This window comes from Crocosphaera sp. Alani8 (assembly GCF_038442745.1).
Taxonomy (GTDB): Bacteria; Cyanobacteriota; Cyanobacteriia; order Cyanobacteriales; family Microcystaceae; genus Crocosphaera.
Genome location: NZ_JARVCN010000256.1, coordinates 12,255 through 31,790, shown reverse-complemented (window position 1 = coordinate 31,790; position 19,536 = coordinate 12,255). Strand labels below are relative to the sequence as shown.

The following is a 19,536-nucleotide window of genomic DNA, read 5'->3' as shown; positions in this document are numbered from 1 at the left end:
CAAGCCCTTGCCTGGACTAGATTTAGTCGATGCGACATTTTTGCGTCGCTCCCGTGTTTCTCCTGCTTTCAACTCGAAGGCGTACATATCAACGTCTTCAGAGGCATCTACCAGGTTTCTCGTGGCGCGATCGCTATCGATGGTTCCCTCAACGGTGATGGTGGGATTAGTAGCACTTAAACCGGTAATAATAGCATCGGCGATGGTGTTATTGCCTTCACTGAGGTCAATGGTAGGTTCTTCGGGATCAGGATCAGGATCTGGATCTGGATCAGGATCAGGATCTGGATCAATGACCACAGAATCGGGGTTATCAGCAATGGTTACGGTTACAGAATCCTCTTCAGGGGCAACTGCATAACCCACCCCGGGTTGCAAGGTGAAGACAAACTCTTCGATTCCCTCTAGGGCATCCTCTGAAGGGATATCGGGGTTACTGGTTTCGTCGAAGGCTGCGAGGGTAATGGTTGCTACTTGCTCGGTAATGCCGAAGAAAAAGCCGTTAGCGCGGAAGTTAGGTGCAGGGAAAGTTCCTCCTGTGATTTCGGCGTTAAAGACATCGAATTCACCCAAGATACCCCGAACTGCCTCTTCTTCCCCATCGATAATCTGAAAACCGTTGACGTTAACCACCACACCTTCTGGTGGGGGGGGAGCATCTAGGGTAAAGGTGAGGGTAGTGAGGTTGCCTTCGGATTCCACTAGGGCGGTTTCGTCTACAGCAATAGCGACGGTGGGTACGGTTGGGAATGGGGGTACATCCTCTATGGTGTCGTAGATTACCGTGGAGAAGCTACCTTCATCAACTACATAACCAGCAGCCTCTTCTAAGGTAAAAGTGACCGTTTCTTCCCCGTCGGTGGGAGCTTCTTCGGGATCTGCTAGGTTGAGGTTGAGGATACTGCTGTTGCTGGTGAGATTGACGATAAATCCAGTGGGAACCCCTGCATCGTCAAACACTGCTCCCAATACTTCCGCACCTCCTGGACTGAAGGGTGAACGGGTGCTGAAGACGGTGGAGAGGTCGATATCACTGTTAATATAAACCTCCACTCCTTCTTCGGGAATTAATCCGTCAACCTCTAAACCCAAGGTCAAAATTGAGGCACTGCCATCAGGGGTAAACTGAACGAGGGCGTTAGCGATGAGACTGTCGTTGCTGGCGTAGGTTGCCGGGGTACCAGATAAGGATACGGTGGGACCTTCGCCGTTTTCTTCGGGAATTTCAGTGGGATCGCCCACAAAAGGCTCGTTTAAGGTCAGATTGAGGATATACGTCCCATCGCTACGACCGGTACCGCTTCCTGGTACGTTGGGATCGTAGGGGTCATTCTCAAAGCCGAATTCCCCATTGCCAAAGCTACTAACACCCACGTAGTAAGTACCGGCTGTTTCTGCAGTGAACTCTAAATAGGAGTCTTGACGACCATCCCCAAACAACTCATTGGGAGCGAAATCGTCATCGCTTTGGGCAAGTTGGGTGCCATCCACATCGAACAGGCGCAAAATTGTATCGGGGGATTCTGAACTGTCGAATATGGCACGAGCATCGATATCCAACCGCAGCACGTCCCCTGCTTCTAAATCTACGGAATACATATCTACGTCTTCGGTAAAGTCGATGTAGAGTCTTCCTGTTTCTAGATCGTAACGATTGCTATTGTTGTATTCGATGTCTCCAGTGATGGAGAGTTCGGGGTTAGTTTCGCTTAAACCGGTGGGGATAGCGAGGGAGATAATATCGTTGGGTTCGTTATCTCCTGCTGGTTCCGGGGGAACTTGCTCGAGGGTATCTACTACGGTAAATGTCCCTCCATCTGCTTCGGGATCGACTTGGTAACCGTCTCCTGGTTGTAGGGTGAAAGCAAAAGTTTCTATGTCTTCTTCTACACCATCGTTAGCAATGGGTAACTCGATAGTGGCGTTGATATCGGTAATGGTAAAACGCAACTGAACCGGTAAGCTTTCTAGAACTTCGATGTCTCCAGAAATGCCAGTCGTTTGAATTTCTGTAGGGTCAAATTCTTCAAACCCTTCTGCTGTAACTGTTACGGTTAATCCAGATTCTGGTGGGGCTGTACTTAGGGTAAAGTTATGAACACTAACAGTTTCTTCTGACTCAATTAGAACACTGGGTTCAACGGAATAAGATACCTGAATTTGAGACTCTGGGGTGTCGGCAATGGTTAAACTGATTGAGTCTTCCTCAGGATCAACGGAATAACCAGGACTATCAACTAACTCGAAGGTGAAAGACTGAATTCCTTCGACAATACCGTCCTCGATGTCAGGATTGCTGGTTTCATCGAAGGCTGCTAGGGTGATGGAAGCTCCATCTTCTAAGATTTTGAAGTAGAAACCACTGGCGATAAAGTTAGCAAAGGGTACAGCCCCTCCAGAGATTTCGGCGTTGAAAACGTCAAATTCCCCTAAGTCTCCTCGATTACCACTGGTGCTGTTGACGTAAACTAATACCAAATCCGGTTCTAAAACCCATCTTATCTTCTAGAAGAGGCAGGAGGCAGGGGGCAGGAGGCAGAAGGGTTTTCAGCTTTTAGGCTGTAAATTTTAAAAGGGGGTATATAAAGCGGATTTGGTATAAAATACCGCCCTCGGGAACATCTCCTTCTACGTTGAAGGTTAAGGTTGTGGTATTGCCTTCGGATTCCACCAGTGCCGTTTCGCTAATGGTGAGGCTAACTTCGGGTTCGGGATCTGGTGCAGGGGGAACTGTGTCTAAGCTATCGTAAAAGGTGACTGTTACAGAACCAGCATCGGGACCAATATCGTCAACGCCTGAAACTTCGAGGGTAAATGTTCCTGTTTCGGGTCCGTCGGTTTCGACTTCTTCTTTGTCTTCTAAGGGTAAGCTAACCAATGCGTTAGGGGAATCGATACGCATACGGAAGCCAGTCGCAACGCCATCACTGTCGTAAATGGCTTCTAATACTTCGCCACCAACAGTAAAGGGTAAACGACCAAGGTTACTAAAATAGTCTGTTAAAGGAATATCGCTATTAACGACGACTTCTACTCCCTCCTCTGGTATTTCCCCCTCTGTTTGTAGACTAAAAACTAGGATAGAAACACCAAGTTGACCTCCCAAAGATTCAACCACTTCGGGAGCGAGGATTGTGTCTGCCGCGCTATATGTAGCGGCTAATGCATCGAGAAAAATTGTGGCCATGGGAATCGCGGATTATTATTTTATAGGTGCATTGGAGGTTAACGCTTGCCACTCTTAAATCCCCTGGATTCTCTTCTACAACAGTTATGCTAAATATTCTCAAAACAAATTTAATAATTGCTAATTATCAATCAGTGCTGGCTGAGTTATCCGCAACACAATTAGAGGGATTTTGTAACTAATCAAGGGGTCTTAATCAGAGAGTTAGCAGTAACTTCAGCAGTTTGATTTTAGGTTTAGTTTTGAGAAAGAAGCTGTTGATGAAAAAAACACCAGTAGGACTTCAGAGAAGGCAAGGCTAACCTCTAATTATTGAAAATAAATTTCAATAATTTTACCTTCATGGGACGATAACACAGATTGTTTTTTTGGGAAAGATTTCTTAAGATTTTATTTATATTTTTCTACGGCAGTTTGTAAGCGTTCAGCTATCAGCCATCAGCCGAAACATATCAATCCCTATCATCTACTGTGAGTAAAATTAAACGAATGCTGAACGCTGTGCGATAGCGCCGGAACGGAGTAAGGAACTGCTGACTAATTTAAATTTTTCTATACTGGTGCAAGATATGAGTAAGTTAAATTTTAGGTTGCTCTATTCAATTAAAAATCGCTATCATCAAGATTTTAGCGTGCAAAATTTGCATGGAGTCTACACATAAAGGAACTTCCTCTAATAGCAGTTTTCAATTGGGTGTATCAAAATCTCGGTTTACTTCGACTTCGCTCAGTAACAGGGAGGGGTGGGAAGTGTGGGGACTATTTTTCTCTGAATTTGTAATCTATGCATAAGAAAATTGCTATAAACCTTGCCAACAAACCCCTAATAGACATCTCCAGAAATTATCATCAGGGTCAAATCTTATTTATTGGAGATGTCTAATCAGGGAAAGTATTAACTATTTGTCCTTGTTGTGATTACTAATAATGACTTCGACCAATTTAGCGCGCTGGCTCGGCCAGATCCGCAAGCGGATCGCTCCAATTAAGACGGCGATCGCCAATATGACCCCGACGGCACTATTATTGCTATGATCAAGGTTTTGTGGACTTGAAGTTGATGGATTCCCATTTTCATCTACTACAAGAAGGAATGGTTATCACTGAGTCGTGACAAAATTTACAAAGCTCAGACTTTTGGGACTATCGCAAGCAGTAGCCAACACTAATTGACATATTTTTTCAGCCACTTTTTTTTGTAACTGAACTCCACCCATATACACATACTATTTTTAGGGACAAACCCTATCTATAAAGGCTTTTGGGCTATATATCTTTTGTGTCCATGTATAGACACAAAAGATATATATTGACAAGATTGTAGCAATTACTGTACTGTCTACTTAACATAGGTGCAGTTTGTTCAAACCCAATTTACATAACCTTCAGAGATATTGTACACAATAACGGGTAGCACAAAAATATCCACAACGACCTTCGGATAAGGCTTTTGTCGTTTTTTGCGGGGGTAAATTCAAATTGATTGGGAAAATTCAGAGAGTGAGTTCGGCAATTTGTCTGAAGTTTTTGGGAGAGCTACTATGGATAGGTGATGATTCTAGAAACTATGGTGGTTCATTGGAATTTCTATGTCCTTTGTTAATCTCTAAGTGAATTCCTAAAGTCTTAAAATCGAAACTAATGGATCCATGTTCAACCGTCTTTAAAAACCAGAGAATGGTTCCAACTCCAGAGAAAATGGACAGGGCAATAGTTATCACGATAATTACAGGGTCATTCATGGTAGACTTACTCCTTTCCTTGATACAGTCTAGGTGATTCCTGTGGCAGTCTGCCAGAAGCACTTTTGCAAGAGGTATATTAAACCCCTGCCCTTTCAAAAGCAGGGGCTAAAAATTAGGTGAAGAAAAACAGGAAATAATTGTTTATTCCCTGTCCTCTATTTATGCAAATTCAACACCACCAGGAGCAAAAGCAAAGTCAGCATCAGTCAAACTACTAGCATCAACGCCTAGTAATTTAGCTAACTCGTCTCCTCCTATGGAGATCAAAGCATCGGCATCTTCTTGGGTAATAGTTAAATCATCAAACCCAAAATCTTCACCGAAACCAGCTATACCTAGAACGTCCTCTCCACTGGTAAAGTCCGTGACTACGTTGGCCGCTTCGGGAACTTCACCCACAGCAATCCAGAACTGCTCTTCACCGGCACCACCAGTAGCGGTACTTTCGCCTCCTAAGAAGAAGAAGCGATCGTCTCCTGCTCCTCCTAAAGCGCGGTCATGGCTACCTAGGATGAAGGTATCGTCTCCCGATTGTCCATAGACACGGTTACCACCGGTTCCGGCCACTGTATCGATGACATCGTTTTCTGCTCCACCGAATACTAGCTCGTCACTGCCTAGTACCTCGATAGTGTCTCCGTCAAGAGTACCAAACACAGGAAGTTCCGGTGCTGGAGGTTCTACTTCCTCCGCAACAGAAACAACACCATCTACACGAGCATCACCTACATCCGCTCCTGCTAAGTCGGGTAAACCTAAAGCTTCAGCTAATTCTGGTGCTAATAATAGGTCTGCGTCTCCTAAATTTAGGTCGTCTCCATCTATTCCGGATACAGCCGCAGTTGCTGGTTCGCCCAAATCGAAGAGTATCTCTAACCCGAGACCATCCTCCAAAGTGTCCGCGACAAAGAAGCCGCTAGCTGTGTCTGAGACACGACTTTCATCGAAACCGATGGAGAATTCCCCAACAGTAACTTCTGCATCACCTAATCCTAAAGTGATGGTACCGTCGTGTTCTATGGTTCCACCCACAGGCATAAATCCGACTGGTTTGAACATGAAGTCTGTGTCTTCGGTGATCTCAAATCCAACTTGGAATGGAGGTAAGAAACCTGGACGACTTTCTGGAGTAGCGTCACTATCAGCATCGACTAAGGTGAGTCCTGCTACTTCTTCCAATAGCTCAAAGTCTAAATAGACGCTGGTAACACCAGATTCGAGGTTATATTTTGCGTCTTCTCGACCATCTTTGATGGTTAAGCTAACATCTTGTGCATCAGGCACAACTTCGTAGATTTCCCCATCAGCTAGACTAAATTCTAAGGTTTCTGAACCTTCATTGGGTCCATCGTCAAAGACTGTGAGGGTAATAGACGCTTCTGGTTCTACTACAGTCACGAAGAAGCCACCATTACGATCTCCTTGAAGGGGGAAGTCATCGATACCCACTAAATCTGTGTCTGGGTCAATTCCATCCTCACCAAAGATGATAAACTCTCCTATGTCAGTTGGTCCACTATCAATGAACAGTTCTAGACCACCATCTGGAATGGCTCCAGTGCTTTCATCCACTGTAATGTTGACTGTGAATTCTTCACCTTCCATTAATTCGCTTTCGGTCACTGAGAGGCTTACGGTTGGCCCTTCCCCTGGGGTGGCACTATCTCCATCTTCAATGCCAATACTGACAGATTCTTCACCAATTAGGTAACCATCACCTGGTAATATCTCGAAGTTTAAAACATCCCGTTCTTCTTCGACTAGGTCATCAAAAAGACCTGCTGTAACTGTAACTTCTGGTACTAGAAGACCAAGAATCACTTCTGTTCCTGTAAAACCAATGGCAACTACGCCATCTGCTGGGTCGAAAACTGGGGGAGTTGCTTCGTCAAGAAGTCTTGGGACAAACAGTTTTTCAACCCCATCACCACCAATGGTGACTACTACCCCTTGCTCGTCGTCAGGAATCGGGCCATCGACAGTTAATGTGATTTCTAGGTTGGGTTGCTCATCTTCAGTCAACTCTGGGGTTGTGGTACTGATAGAAACTGTTGGGAACAGCGCACCATCGTCGATGTTTAAGGTAACGTCTTGTGCGTCGGGGTCAACTTCGTAGGGTTAAAGCTCCAGCTAATTCCGGTGCTAGTAATAAGTCAAAATCTCCTAGATCAACTTCTGAACCAGATACAACAGCATTTTGGGGAATACCTAAATCGAACAGTATTTCTAAATTTAGAGGATCTTCTAAGGTGTCCGCTACGAAGAAACCACTGTTTATGTCCGATACACGGTCGGGATCAAAACCGATGGAGAAGTCTCCGACTGGGATTTGTCCCAGGTTTCCTAGTGTTAGGGTTAGGGTTCCCTCGTGTTCGATGGTTCCACCCAGTGGGGTAAAGGGAACTGGTGCAAAGCTAAAGTCTGTAGCTTCTACGATGGGAAAACCGACTTGAAAAGGAGGTAAGAAACCAGGACGATCTGCTGGAGTACCTTCGCTAACGATTTCTGGTATGGTCAACCCAGTTGCTTCTTCTAATAGATCGGTGTCTATGTAGATGCTGGTGGTTCCACCCTCGAGGTTAAAGACTACCCCTGCACCTGCGCCACCATCGTCGATGGTTAGGATTACTTCCTCTCCGTCCGGATCGACTTCGTATTGTTCACCATCTTGTAACTCGAAGGTGAGGTCTTCTGGTCCTTCGGTGGGTCCATCGTCAAACACAGAAAGGGTAATAGAGGCTTGAGGTTCTACTAATGTCACGAAGAAGCCACCACGATCATCTCCTTGAAGGGGGAACTCATCGATACCGACTAAATCTGTGTCTGGGTCAATTCCACCCTCACCAAAGATGACGAACTCTCCTATGTCAGTGGGTCCGCTAGATACAAATACCTGAAGTCCATCTTCAGGAATAGCACCGTTGCTCTCCTCCACGTTGAAGAAGACGGTTAATTCGTCTCCTTCCATTAAGTCAGTGTCGCTGACAGAGAGACTAACTTCAGGGACAGTGCTTTGGTCTGGAATGTCTCCATCTTCAATGGTAATGCTGGCAACGGCTTGATCGACATCGTAACCGTCTCCCTCTAACACCTCGAACTCTAGGGTTAATGGTTCTTCTTGGATAATGTCATCAAACAGAGCTAATGTAACACTAACTGTTTCAGCAGTTAAACCGAAGTCAACTTCTGAGCCTCTATTTTCAATGGGAACAATTCCATCTGCCGGATCAGTTACAAGGCCAAACCCTGGATCTAGAAGGTCTTGGTTACCAAATAGTTCAAGCAAATCACCACCAAGGGTAACGACTACTCCTTGCCCATCGTCAGGAATCGGGCCATCAACGGTGAATACTAGATCAAATTCTGGTGGTTGTCCATCTTCGGTCACAACGGGGGTTGTGGTGGTAATGGAAACGCTCGGTAAACCGACTCCCACTGCAGATGTATTAAATATCAGTTCGTACTCACTAGGGCCATCGAGTTGCTGCAGAGCAAATGTGTAGTCTCCGCTAGGCAGTGGTCCAGTAAAACCGATCGCGCCAGCACCGTTGCCGATGTTACCTAGGATATCGCTACCTACGGAACCTGCGTTGAAAAGGAAGTAACCAAGCAGTTCACTTGTGTCAGCGGTGTTATCTAAGGGTTCGGTGAAGACTGTCCCTTCTTGCACCGCGATGAACGCTAAATCTCCTCCAGAAGACAAGGACTCAAGCTCAATGGAGTCCAGTTGGAAACCTTCGGGTACTGTGACGGTTACGTATTCTTGGTCACCACCAGCACTACTTGCTTCGAGGGTATTTGCACCCTCTTCCAGCACTAAACTCTCAGGGGAGTTGGGGTCATCTGAAAAATCCCCAAGTACCGATTCGAGTATGTCAGCCATGATTGCTATTCCTCACCTAAGTTTTTACTATAACGATCGCATCGGATTAGATGCGATTGCCTTTTTTACCTTTTTTGTTTTGTTTTGTTAAGCTTTTACGGTTATCCCTGAGTCGTAACAAAATTTACAAAGCTCAGACTTCCGAGATTATAGCAGGTCTTAACACGAATCGACATATTTTTTCAGCTATTTTTTTTCTAAAAGCTTATCTTTATCACTTATCGAGTCGTAACAAAATTTATAAAGGGCAGAATTAAGAGAAAATAGCAGGGATAAACACCAGTTAACCTATTTTTTCAGCGATTAGAGACCATAGCAGGTATAAAAACTAGTTGATATCTTTTTTTGATAGATAAGATAGTGAGACACAAATTTAACTGACAATTGAATATCGAATTAAGTTTTTAGCTAAGATCCCATGTACCGTTTTTCTGAATCGACAGAACCTTTTGATGATATTTCAATAAACTAGAACGATGACCAACGCTGATGAAAGTAGTTGATGTATTTTGCAATTCTTGGTAAAGTCTCTGTTCGTTATCACTATCTAAAGCACTGGTAGCTTCATCTAACATACAATAGTTGGGTTTGATAGCGAATAAACGAGCGAATGCTAGACGTTGTTGTTCTCCAAGAGATAACACTTTATTCCAATCTTCTCTTGCTTCTAAACCATCAAATTTTTTGTAGAGATCACCTAAATTTACCTGTTCTAATAAATCAATCAATTCCTGATCGGTAATTTTATTATCAATATCAGGGTAAACCATTTGAGTCCGTAAAGATCCAATGGGCATATAGGGACGTTGAGGGAGAAATAATAATTGTTGTTTTTGGGGACGTTTAATGGTTCCTTTTCCTGATAACCATAGTCCTGCTAATACTCTCAATAGTGAACTTTTTCCCACACCACTTTCTCCCATTACTAATAAACTTTCACCAGTTTGTAAACTCAGAGATAAGTTTTCCACTAATTTCTGTTGATAGTCAGGGGTATATAGGGTTAATTTTTCAATAGTTAGATTGGATGATTCTTGGGTTATTATTTTTTCTTTATCTCCGAAAAGTGAATCAGAAGATTGCTCAAAAAAATACAATAAAGTACCTATCCTTTGAATACCGGAACCCAAAGCACTTAGCTGTTCAAACTGAGTCACAATCAAAGTTAAAGCAATCAAAATACTTCTAAATGCTGTGGCCGCTTTACTAAACTCACCTATTTCTAACTCTCCTGATAAAATACGTGGTGCAAGTAATAAACCAGGTAATAGGAAGGTTATATACTGATAACCGTTTTGAAATAAGTTTAAATTCAGTTGCCAACGAATTAGATAGTTAAAGTTTTGGAAAACTTTGAGAAATTGCTGTGTAATTTGCTCTGATTCTTGGTCTTGTCCTTGATAAAAAGCAATAGCTTCCGCATTTTCTCTCACTCTCACTAATCCAAAGCGAAAGTCTGCTTCCCGTTTCAGTTGCTCAAAATTAATGCCAACTAAAATACGTCCGAATACAATTACTGTAACGATAGTTCCCCCAACGGCATAAATAACTAAAAAGCTCATTAGAATTGGTGAAATAGACCACAAAACCCCAATAAATCCCAATAACTGAAGAATAGAATCAAACATAATTACCAGGAAATTAAGGGATTGTTGGGTGAAGGTTTTGATGTCCTCTGAAATACGTTGATCGGGATTGTCTATATTAGGATAGAAAGTTAATCTATAATAATCCTGCTCTTCTAAATATCGATCTAAAATATTAAAAGTTAACCAACGTCGCCAATACAAGCTTAGTTTTCCTTGAACAAAACTTTTAGTAGATAATAAAGGTACACCAATAACAATAATACCAATGAAGATAGCTATAGATTGGGTAAATCTTTCTTGTTCGCCACTGGCCAAAGAGGATGTTACTTCTCCTAGAAAAATAGTGAATAAAAGTAATAAAATTGCTCCGAAAAATGAAAGTAATAGTAGCAGAAATAATAAAGTTATCGCTCCACCTTTTTCTTCAGAAACCCAATAAGGTTTGGCAATTTTCCAAAATTTCTCCCACCATTGTAAATTCCAGTTTTCCAGAGTAGTTGTCATATTTTTTAATCTAAATATCTACCAAACGCCATTGCTTTTCTCCACAGATTTCTAACACTTGATTGTGATACTTGAACAAAGTTTCACGATGACCTACACTAACAAAGGTTAAAGATAATTTTGTTAGTTGCTCGTATAAATAAGCCTCATTGGTTTCATCCAGTGCGCTAGTTGCTTCATCTAAGATGACATATTTTGGATTAATTAGCCACAGCCTTGCAAAAGCTAACCGTTGTTGCTCTCCCGGGGACAATATTTCTGTCCAATTTAGAGGAGAATCAAAAGAATCAACTCTATTAATTAAGTTTTGTAAATTAACAAAATTGAGAATTTCTTGCAACTTTTCATCGGGTATATTTTTGATAGAATGGGGATAGAATAGTTGATGACGTAAAGACCCACTTGGTAAATAAGGACGTTGGGGAAAGAAAAGCATTTTTTCCCTTTTCGGCTTATAGATTTCCCCTTTGCCAGTATTCCACAATCCTGCCATAAAGCGTAGCAAAGAACTCTTCCCGACACCACTATTTCCAATAATTAGTAATGATTGGCCTTGACTTACATTGACAGAAAGTTCCTCGATTAAAGTTGTCTCATAATTAGGGGTAAACAAGGTTACTTTCCTTAGGTTTAACCCTTCGCTTTCTCGAAAATTTATGTTGGGAAGATCAGAATCATCACTAGAATTTGACCACTTTTGTAAATTAGCTAAACGATTAATGCTGGCGGCAAAAACACTTAGTTTATCAACTTGATTAATTACTAAACCTAATAAAAAACCGATACGTTCAAAAGCAGCTTGTGATTGAGTTACTGATCCTATTTCGAGTTCTCCTGAAAAAAGACGTGGAGCTAATATAATAAAGGAAAGAACAAAGGTTATATATTGATAACTATTTTGAAAAAGATACAGATTGAGCTGCCAGCGTAATAAACGATTAAAATTTTGAAAAACTTGTAAAAATTGCCATCTAGATTCTCTCTTTTCTGGTATATTGCCTCCATAAAAAGCAATAGATTCAGCATTTTCTCTAATTCTTACCAAGCCAAAGCGAAAGTTTGCTTCTCGTTTAAGTTGCTCGGCGTTAATACGAGTTAAAACACGCCCAAAAACAACAATAACAAAAATGGTTCCAAAAACAGCGTAAATTAATAAGAAAAACATTAATGTTTTGGATATAGACCAAAGAACAGCAGTAAAACCTAATAACTGTAAAGTTGAATCTAGAAATGTTGTGAAAAAATAAAGGGATTGTTCCGTAAAAACCTTAATATCTTCACTAATACGCTGATCAGGATTATCCAGCTGTTTGTCTAAACTTAAATGATAAAATTTATTCTGACTAAAATACTGAGATAAAAAGTAATTTGTCAACCACCTGCGCCAATAAAGACTTAACTTATTTTGCACATACTTATTAAAAGCTAGGGTAGGAAATCCGATAATAATTAAGCCTAAAAATATCAAAACTGACCTTATAAAACGCTCTTCGCTTCCTGATACAAGAGCAGAAATAAATTCACCCCTCTGTAAACTTTCTAAAACAACAAAAGTGCTACTGCCAAATGATAATAATAATACGAGACACAACAACCCTCTTGCTCCCCACTTTTCAGAAGAAAACCAGTATGGGTAAGCCACAAAGTAACTTTGCTTTACTATTTGTCCAGCTAATGTTTTTATTCTCTGTATCAAAGATTGATTGTTATCAAACATAATCTGTGAGTATATTAAATTAAAATTTATAGGCTGACAGTAAAAAAACAAATAGCCAACTGTGACCAGAAGCTACCCAAATTAGTTTGAATTTATCTATTTTCAGAAAGAGTTGAGAATTTTTTTCAATTAGCATTATTAATAGTCAGTGTTCATTTGAATTACCAGTTATCCTTAAGGAAAAAAAGGATATACTAGTATTACAGTATAGCCTATATATTTTCTGGGGTTAAACAAATTGGGATATGAATGAATCAGAGAGTTTTCTCGAACCAATACCAAGCTTTGATTACGAAGCGTTAGAGAGAGAACAGGGACAGACAATTCAACGGTTGACACGAGAAATAAGAGACTGTTTGCATCGCTCGGCCCAGGACATTTGGGAAATTGGGCAGAAACTAGCTGATGTGCGCGATCGCTTGAGATACGGTCAATTCGATAGTTGGTTAAAAATCGAATTCGGCTGGAGTCGTCGTACCGCCTATAATTTTATTAGTGTATATCAAACTTTCGGGGAACGTGCAAATCTTGCACAGGTTGATATAGCTACCTCAGCTCTTTATTTATTAGCAGCTCCTTCTACACCAAAACGAGTACGGGAAGAGTTTTTACAAAAAGCCCACGAAGGCCATACTATTACCCATAAACAACTATCAGAAGTTATTCAAAAAGAAAAATCTCAAAATAACACAAACTCATCTGAAAATCAAAATAAATCAACCTCTATTAAGCCTGAAATCGTTAATATTATTCCCAAAGAAACATCTCCAACCTCTCAAAATGGAGAAAAAACTATTCCCTCTACCATAGAAGAGTTACCATCAAGTATAATCACAATTGAGACTATTCAAGAAGGATGGCACTGTTTGGAGCATCAACATTACCTCTTTTGCGGTGATACAGCCTCTTCTGAATTCGTTGATCGCATTCCTTATTCACCCTTAGCTATCGCTATTACGGCCGAAGACTGGGATCACGACTGGTTAGTCGAAAAAGCGAAATCAGTGCTGATTTTTCCCGAATCTGAGGGTGAATCTACTCTGATAATCCAATTAATCAATATGTTTAGCGAACCTGGAGATAATGTTGTTTTTCCCTGGTTACCTAACCCCGATATTCTAGCGATCGCTCATCAACTTAACCGTAGAATTTTTGCAGGAGATCCCAACCCTCAAAGGTGTCAGTTAGCCATAGAGAGAGCGCAGTTAAGCATTGAAGCGTAAGCTAGAAGTTATAGCAGCTCCCATACTTGTGAGGTACAAATTTTTCTAGTTTTAGGAGTCAGGAGTTCCTCACTCCGTTCCGGCGCTATCGCACAGGAGTCAGGAGTTATAACCTAAATATTGGGTGTACCTCATGAGTGTGAGAAACGCTATAGATTCGTTCAAATTTCTATTTCTTTTCGTGGTTTGCTGGAGTCAATATCTCGGGGTTGAACAGACAGTTGGATAACCTTAATTCTTTCTGCTAAAGTCCCTATAGTCGGCTTTTCAAATAGAGTTCGTAGCGGCAAATCTAGGGAAAACGTTTGGCGTAAACGAGAATTAACACGAGTCGCTATCAAAGAATTTCCCCCTAACTCAAAAAAGTTATCCTCAACGCTTAAATTGTCGATTTTTAGAATTTCTCGCCAAATTTCTGCGATCGCCTCTTCTGTTTCGTTACGAGGTGCAATAATTTCCCTGGTACTAGAATAATTCAAGGAGAGTAAACTCTTGCGGTCTAACTTACCATTGCTTGTTAAAGGAAAACTATCTAACCTGATAAAAACACTAGGAATGCCGTAATTAGGTAATCTTTCGCTTAAAAATTGCCGTAACTCCCCGGAAATGTCTTCTGTTTGTTCTGTTTGAATATAAGCGATTAATCTGCGATCGCCTTCCGCAAATTCTTTAGCTAGAACGACACAAGCGATGATATCGGGATGTTGGTTCAAAGTAGTTTCGATTTCCCCCAACTCTAAGCGAACCCCGCGAATTTTTACTTGATTATCTATTCTACCTAAGTATTCAATATTACCATCTTCCCCTAATCTCACCAGATCCCCCGTTTTGTATAACCTTTCTCCTGCATCAAAAGGGTTCGGAACAAAACTTTCTGCTGTTAAATCCGGTCTATTTAAGTAACCTCTAGCTAACCCTTCTCCCCCTAAATATAACTCCCCTGCGACTCCCATAGGCAATAGTTGCAATTGAGGGTTGAAAACATAAGCTTGTATATTATCAATGGGTTTACCGATGGGGACAGATAAATCATCTGCTTGACAAGTCCAGGCCGTAACATCTATCGCCGCTTCAGTTGGTCCGTAAAGGTTGTGTAATGTTGCGTCAAAGGTTTGAAAAAAGCGATTTTTGAGATCTACAGAAAAAGCTTCCCCACTACAAATAACCCGTTTTAGGGAGTTACATTGAGAAGCTTTTTCTTCTTCGAGAAACACTTGTAACATTGATGGAACAAAGTGAACTGTGGTAATATTTTCTTCAATAATTAAACTAGCTAAATAACCGCTATCTTGATGACCTTCTGGTTTGGACATTACTAAACACGCGCCATTTAATAGTGTCCAGAAAAATTCCCACACCGACACATCGAAAGTATAAGGGGTTTTTTGTAAAACGAGGTCATCTGGGGTCAAATGGTAAGCTTTCTGCATCCAGTTTAAACGGTTTATTAGACCTCGATGGGTATTGATGACTCCTTTGGGGTTTCCTGTGGAACCGGATGTGTAAATGGCATAAATACTATGATTCGGTGTAAGTTTGGGGGTGGGGTTTGTATTAGGATATTGGGATAATTTTAGGTTGTCTGTGTTTAAATTAACCACAGTTTTCACAGGAACCTCGGAGAAATCTTGATCCGTTAATAGGATAGAAAGTTGAGCATCTTGAAGGATATAATTAATGCGTTGTGGGGGATAAGTGGATTCAATGGGAACATACGCTGCTCCTGCTTTAAGAATAGCTAAAATAGCAATTACCATACCTAAAGAGCGTTTTGAACAAACACCCACTAAGGTTTCTGGTTTCACCCCCAAACTTCCTAAATAATGGGCAAGTTGGTTAGCTTTATTATTAAGTTCTTCGTAGGTTAATTTTTTATTTTCAAAAGTAACTGCAATATTTTGAGGATTTTTTTCTACTTGTTGTTCAAATAGTTGAGGAATACAAATATGACCATTCTCTGTTGCTTTTTCCCTATTGTCTTTTATTAATAGCTGTTTTTCATGGTCTGTTAGTAAAGAAATTTCCCACAGTTGTTGCTGAGGGTTATTAATAATATTATTTAATACAGTTTTAAAATGTCCTAATAAGCGATTGATCATCTGATCAGAAAAGCGATCGCAATGATATTTCATCTTAATAGATAATTGGTTTGTTCCTCCGACTAAAATAGTTAGAGGCAAACTTGTCCATTCCGTAGACTTAACAGAATCGATGGTTAATGATTCGCTTTCTTGAATGATAGAAGGATCGACGGGATAATTTTCAAATACTAAAATTGTGTCAAATAAGGATGTACCTGAAGCTAAATCGCTATTTTCTTGGATTTCCAGTAAAGAAACATGCTCGTAGCGGGATGCTTCTCCTTGTTGGGTTTGTAGCCGCTTTAACCAAGGGATTAGATCTTGTTTAGGGGAGACTTTAACACGCACTGGTAAGGTGTTAATAAATAATCCTACCATAGAATTAATGCCCTCTAAAGTAGCTGATCTTCCCGAACAAGTTGCCCCAAAAACAATATCTGTTTCACCGCTATAATAACTTAATAATAATGCTAAAGCCCCTCTAATTAGGGTGTTTAAGGTTAATTCTTGTTGTTGGGTTAAAGATTTTAAAGTAGTAGTAATATTGGACGATAGTATAATTTCTTGTTCTGCTTGTGGGCTATCTTTTTCTACAATACTGTTTCGTTCAACACCCCAAATTGTGGGGGTAATAAAGCCTTTTAACTGCTCTTTCCAGTAATCTTTAGATATGTTTTGATCTTGTTGTTGTAACCAGCCAATATAGTCACCGTAGGGACGAGTATAATTAACCTCTATTTTGCCATAATACTCCTGAAAAACCTCTTTAATCACCAACCCTGACGACCAACCATCTATGATCAAGTGGTGTTGTGTCCAAACCAAATAATAACTATTTTCCGTAGAGTAAATCAGATTTAGACGCATTTGGGGAGGATTTTTAAGATCAAAATTTTGTTTTCGATCTATTTCTAAAAATTCTTCTAACTTATACTCTTGTTTGTCTAAGGAAATGTCTCGCCAGTCAAGTTCCTCCCAAGGGAAATTAACCCGACGATACACCGCTTGAAAGGGACGATCTCGCTTTTCCCAGTGAAAAGAGACACGAAACAGTTGATGTTTTATAATAATAGTTTCCCAAGCTTGCTTAAACTTGGGAATATTTAAAGAACCTGTTAACGTTAAACAGATTTGGGGTTGATAAACTCCTGAATGGGGTGTTAGAAGAGTGTGAAATAAAATCCCTTCTTGTAAAGGAGAAAGGGGATAAATATCTTCAATATTCTTTTTTTTATCCATCATGAAAATCTTGGCTTTAGAATTAAGTATAGCAGTATAAAAATTTGTTTGTATAAGGAAAAAGTGGTAACTAATAACTGGTAACTGTTCACTGATAAAAAAGAGATAGGATAAGAGCAAATTATTTTTTGCCCCTATCCTTCAAGACAAAAAATTAGACCTTAACCGAAGATAAAGTCACTTTCATCTAGTTGAGATGAATTAACGTTTAACAATAAACCTAACTCATCGCCGTTACCGCTAACTAAAGTATTGCTACCTTGTTGAGTAAGGGTTAAATCGTCAAAACTCAGTCCTAAACCTCCGATCCCGATGGTATCCACATCTAATTCAAAGTCGGTGATGGTATCAACATCAAGGGGAAGTTCAGCCAACGCTAACCAAAATTGATCTGATCCGGCACCCCCTGTAATGATATTGCGATCGCCGACGAGATAAAAAATATCGTCTCCGTTACCACCAAAAGCGCGGTTATCGTCACCTAAGAAGAAGGTATCATTACCAGATTGACCATATATGCGGTTACCACCTATTGCTGAGGTTGTCTCAACGAGATCGTTGCCTGCACCTGCAAAAAGGAAATCATCAATGCCATTAAAATCTGGTATGGTTGCAGGATCAAGAGTGTCATCTCCTGTCGAACCAAAGGAGACCATTTCTTCAACAAAGGGAGCTTCAGTAACCTCTATACTAACAGTAGCTATCTCAGAATCTTCGGTTCCATCATTAGCTTGATAGGTGAAAGTATCAGTTCCTAAAAATCCTTCATCGGGACTGTAGGAAAAAGATCCATCTTCATTGAACTCGAGGGTTCCATTGCTAGGTTCTTCATCCAAAATAGCAGTTAAAGGATCGTTATTAGCATCGGTGTCATTATCTAACACATTACCCGTAACCGTCGTATTTTCTTCGGTGTTGAAGCTATTGTCATTAGCTACTGGAGGGGTTTCAGGGGTAACACCTTCGATGGTGATGGTTGCGGTGGCGTTATCAGTTCCCCCTTGTCCATCGCTGACGGTGTATTCAAAGCTATCGGTGTCGCTTTGTCCTTCTTCTAGGTTATCAAATACTCCGTTGGGGTCGTAGTTGTAGCTTCCATCGCTGTTTAGGGTTAGTAATGCTCCTGATGCTAGGGTTATTTCAGTGCCAACATCCCCTGCTTCTCCGTTTACCTCGGTAACGGTGAGATCATCTTCATCTACATCTGTGTCGTTTTCTAATACATCCCCATTTACTGCTGCAGTTTCTGAGGTTGTTTCTGTGTCATCTACTGCTACTGGGGGAGTATTTTCTGTCACACCTTCGATGGTGATGGTTGCGGTGGCGTTATCAGTTCCCCCTTGTCCATCGCTGACGGTGTATTCAAAGCTATCGGTGTCGCTTTGTCCTTCTTCTAGGTTATCAAATACTCCGTTGGGGTCGTAGTTGTAGCTTCCATCGCTGTTTAGGGTTAGTAATGCTCCTGATGCTAGGGTTATTTCAGTGCCAACATCCCCTGCTTCTCCGTTTACCTCGGTAACGGTGAGATCATCTTCATCTACATCTGTGTCGTTTTCTAATACGTCCCCATTTACTGCTGCAGTTTCTGAGGTTGTTTCTGTGTCATCTACTGCTACTGGGGGAGTATTTTCTGTCACACCTTCGATGGTGATGGTTGCGGTGGCGTTATCAGTTCCCCCTTGTCCATCGCTGACGGTGTATTCAAAGCTATCGGTGTCGCTTTGTCCTTCTTCTAGGTTATCAAATACTCCGTTGGGGTCGTAGTTGTAGCTTCCATCGCTGTTTAGGGTTAGTAATGCTCCTGATGTTAGGGTTATTTCAGTGCCAACATCCCCTGCTTCTCCGTTTACCTCGGTGACGGTGAGATCATCTCCATTGGGATCGCTATCGTTGTCTAATACGTTTCCGTCTACTGCTGCAGTTTCTGAGGTTGTTTCTGTGTCATCTACTGCTACTGGTGGGGTATTTTCTGTTACACCTTCGATGGTGATGGTTGCGGTGGCGTTATCAGTTCCCCCTTGTCCATCGCTGACGGTGTATTCAAAGCTATCGGTGTCGCTTTGTCCTTCTTCTAGGTTATCAAATACTCCGTTGGGGTCGTAGTTGTAGCTTCCATCGCTGTTTAGGGTTAGTAATGCTCCTGATGTTAGGGTTATTTCAGTGCCAACATCCCCTGCTTCTCCGTTTACCTCGGTGACGGTGAGATCATCTCCATTGGGATCGCTATCGTTGTCTAATACGTTTCCGTCTACTGCTGCAGTTTCTGAGGTTGTTTCTGTGTCATCTACTGCTACTGGTGGGGTATTTTCTGTTACACCTTCGATGGTGATGGTTGCGGTGGCGTTATCAGTTCCCCCTTGTCCATCGC

The 19,536-nt window shown here is 41.2% G+C and carries 9 protein-coding genes; 1 reads left to right on the top strand and 8 read right to left on the bottom strand.

The window, feature by feature from the left end; all coding sequences use genetic code 11:
- The 6 genes from P9B04_RS14845 to P9B04_RS14820 form a co-directional block, all read right to left on the bottom strand.
- Positions 1-2,478 (bottom strand): PPC domain-containing protein (locus P9B04_RS14845; RefSeq protein ID WP_342055766.1); only part of this gene is annotated, 2,478 nt, incomplete at its 3' end.
- Between the two features lie 76 nt (positions 2,479-2,554).
- Entirely contained in the window at positions 2,555-3,187 is a 633-nt protein-coding gene (locus tag P9B04_RS14840; protein WP_342055765.1) for a hypothetical protein, read from the bottom strand.
- Positions 3,188-5,091: 1,904 nt separating this feature from the next.
- Positions 5,092-6,954 carry a calcium-binding protein gene (locus P9B04_RS14835; RefSeq protein WP_342055764.1) on the bottom strand — a complete coding sequence of 621 codons (1,863 nt, stop codon included), beginning with the start codon at positions 6,952-6,954 and terminating at the stop codon, positions 5,092-5,094.
- 82 nt (positions 6,955-7,036) lie between these two features.
- The gene (locus P9B04_RS14830; protein ID WP_342055763.1) at positions 7,037-8,815 is read right to left on the bottom strand and encodes a hypothetical protein; all 1,779 of its coding nucleotides are present in this window, start codon (positions 8,813-8,815) and stop codon (positions 7,037-7,039) included.
- Positions 8,816-9,219: 404 nt separating this feature from the next.
- Positions 9,220-10,908: an ABC transporter ATP-binding protein/permease gene (locus tag P9B04_RS14825; protein ID WP_342055762.1), complete on the bottom strand. Its 1,689-nt coding sequence runs from the start codon at positions 10,906-10,908 to the stop codon at positions 9,220-9,222.
- A gap of 10 nt (positions 10,909-10,918) precedes the next feature.
- Complete coding sequence (locus tag P9B04_RS14820) at positions 10,919-12,625, bottom strand: ABC transporter ATP-binding protein/permease (RefSeq protein ID WP_342055761.1); 1,707 nt, start codon at positions 12,623-12,625, stop codon at positions 10,919-10,921.
- A 245-nt stretch (positions 12,626-12,870) separates the two neighbouring features.
- On the opposite strand from P9B04_RS14820, the gene P9B04_RS14815 reads away from it, so the two are divergent.
- The gene (locus tag P9B04_RS14815; RefSeq protein WP_342055760.1) at positions 12,871-13,848 is read left to right on the top strand and encodes a DUF3102 domain-containing protein; all 978 of its coding nucleotides are present in this window, start codon (positions 12,871-12,873) and stop codon (positions 13,846-13,848) included.
- A 161-nt stretch (positions 13,849-14,009) separates the two neighbouring features.
- On the opposite strand, the gene P9B04_RS14810 is transcribed toward P9B04_RS14815, so the two are convergent.
- Both P9B04_RS14810 and P9B04_RS14805 read right to left on the bottom strand, forming a co-directional pair.
- Positions 14,010-17,171 carry an amino acid adenylation domain-containing protein gene (locus tag P9B04_RS14810; protein ID WP_342055759.1) on the bottom strand — a complete coding sequence of 1,054 codons (3,162 nt, stop codon included), beginning with the start codon at positions 17,169-17,171 and terminating at the stop codon, positions 14,010-14,012.
- Positions 17,172-17,329: 158 nt separating this feature from the next.
- Positions 17,330-19,536 (bottom strand): Ig-like domain-containing protein (locus tag P9B04_RS14805; RefSeq protein ID WP_342055758.1); only part of this gene is annotated, 2,207 nt, incomplete at its 5' end.

Bases quoted from the DNA above. Each gene is read 5' to 3' on its own strand.
- P9B04_RS14840 (WP_342055765.1), bottom strand. From the start codon at position 3,187: ATGGCCACAATTTTTCTCGATGCATTAGCCGCTACATATAGCGCGGCA.
- P9B04_RS14830 (WP_342055763.1), bottom strand. From the start codon at position 8,815: ATGGCTGACATACTCGAATCGGTACTTGGGGATTTTTCAGATGACCCC.
- P9B04_RS14825 (WP_342055762.1), bottom strand. From the start codon at position 10,908: ATGACAACTACTCTGGAAAACTGGAATTTACAATGGTGGGAGAAATTT.
- P9B04_RS14820 (WP_342055761.1), bottom strand. From the start codon at position 12,625: ATGTTTGATAACAATCAATCTTTGATACAGAGAATAAAAACATTAGCT.
- P9B04_RS14815 (WP_342055760.1), top strand. From the start codon at position 12,871: ATGAATGAATCAGAGAGTTTTCTCGAACCAATACCAAGCTTTGATTAC.
- P9B04_RS14810 (WP_342055759.1), bottom strand. From the start codon at position 17,171: ATGATGGATAAAAAAAAGAATATTGAAGATATTTATCCCCTTTCTCCT.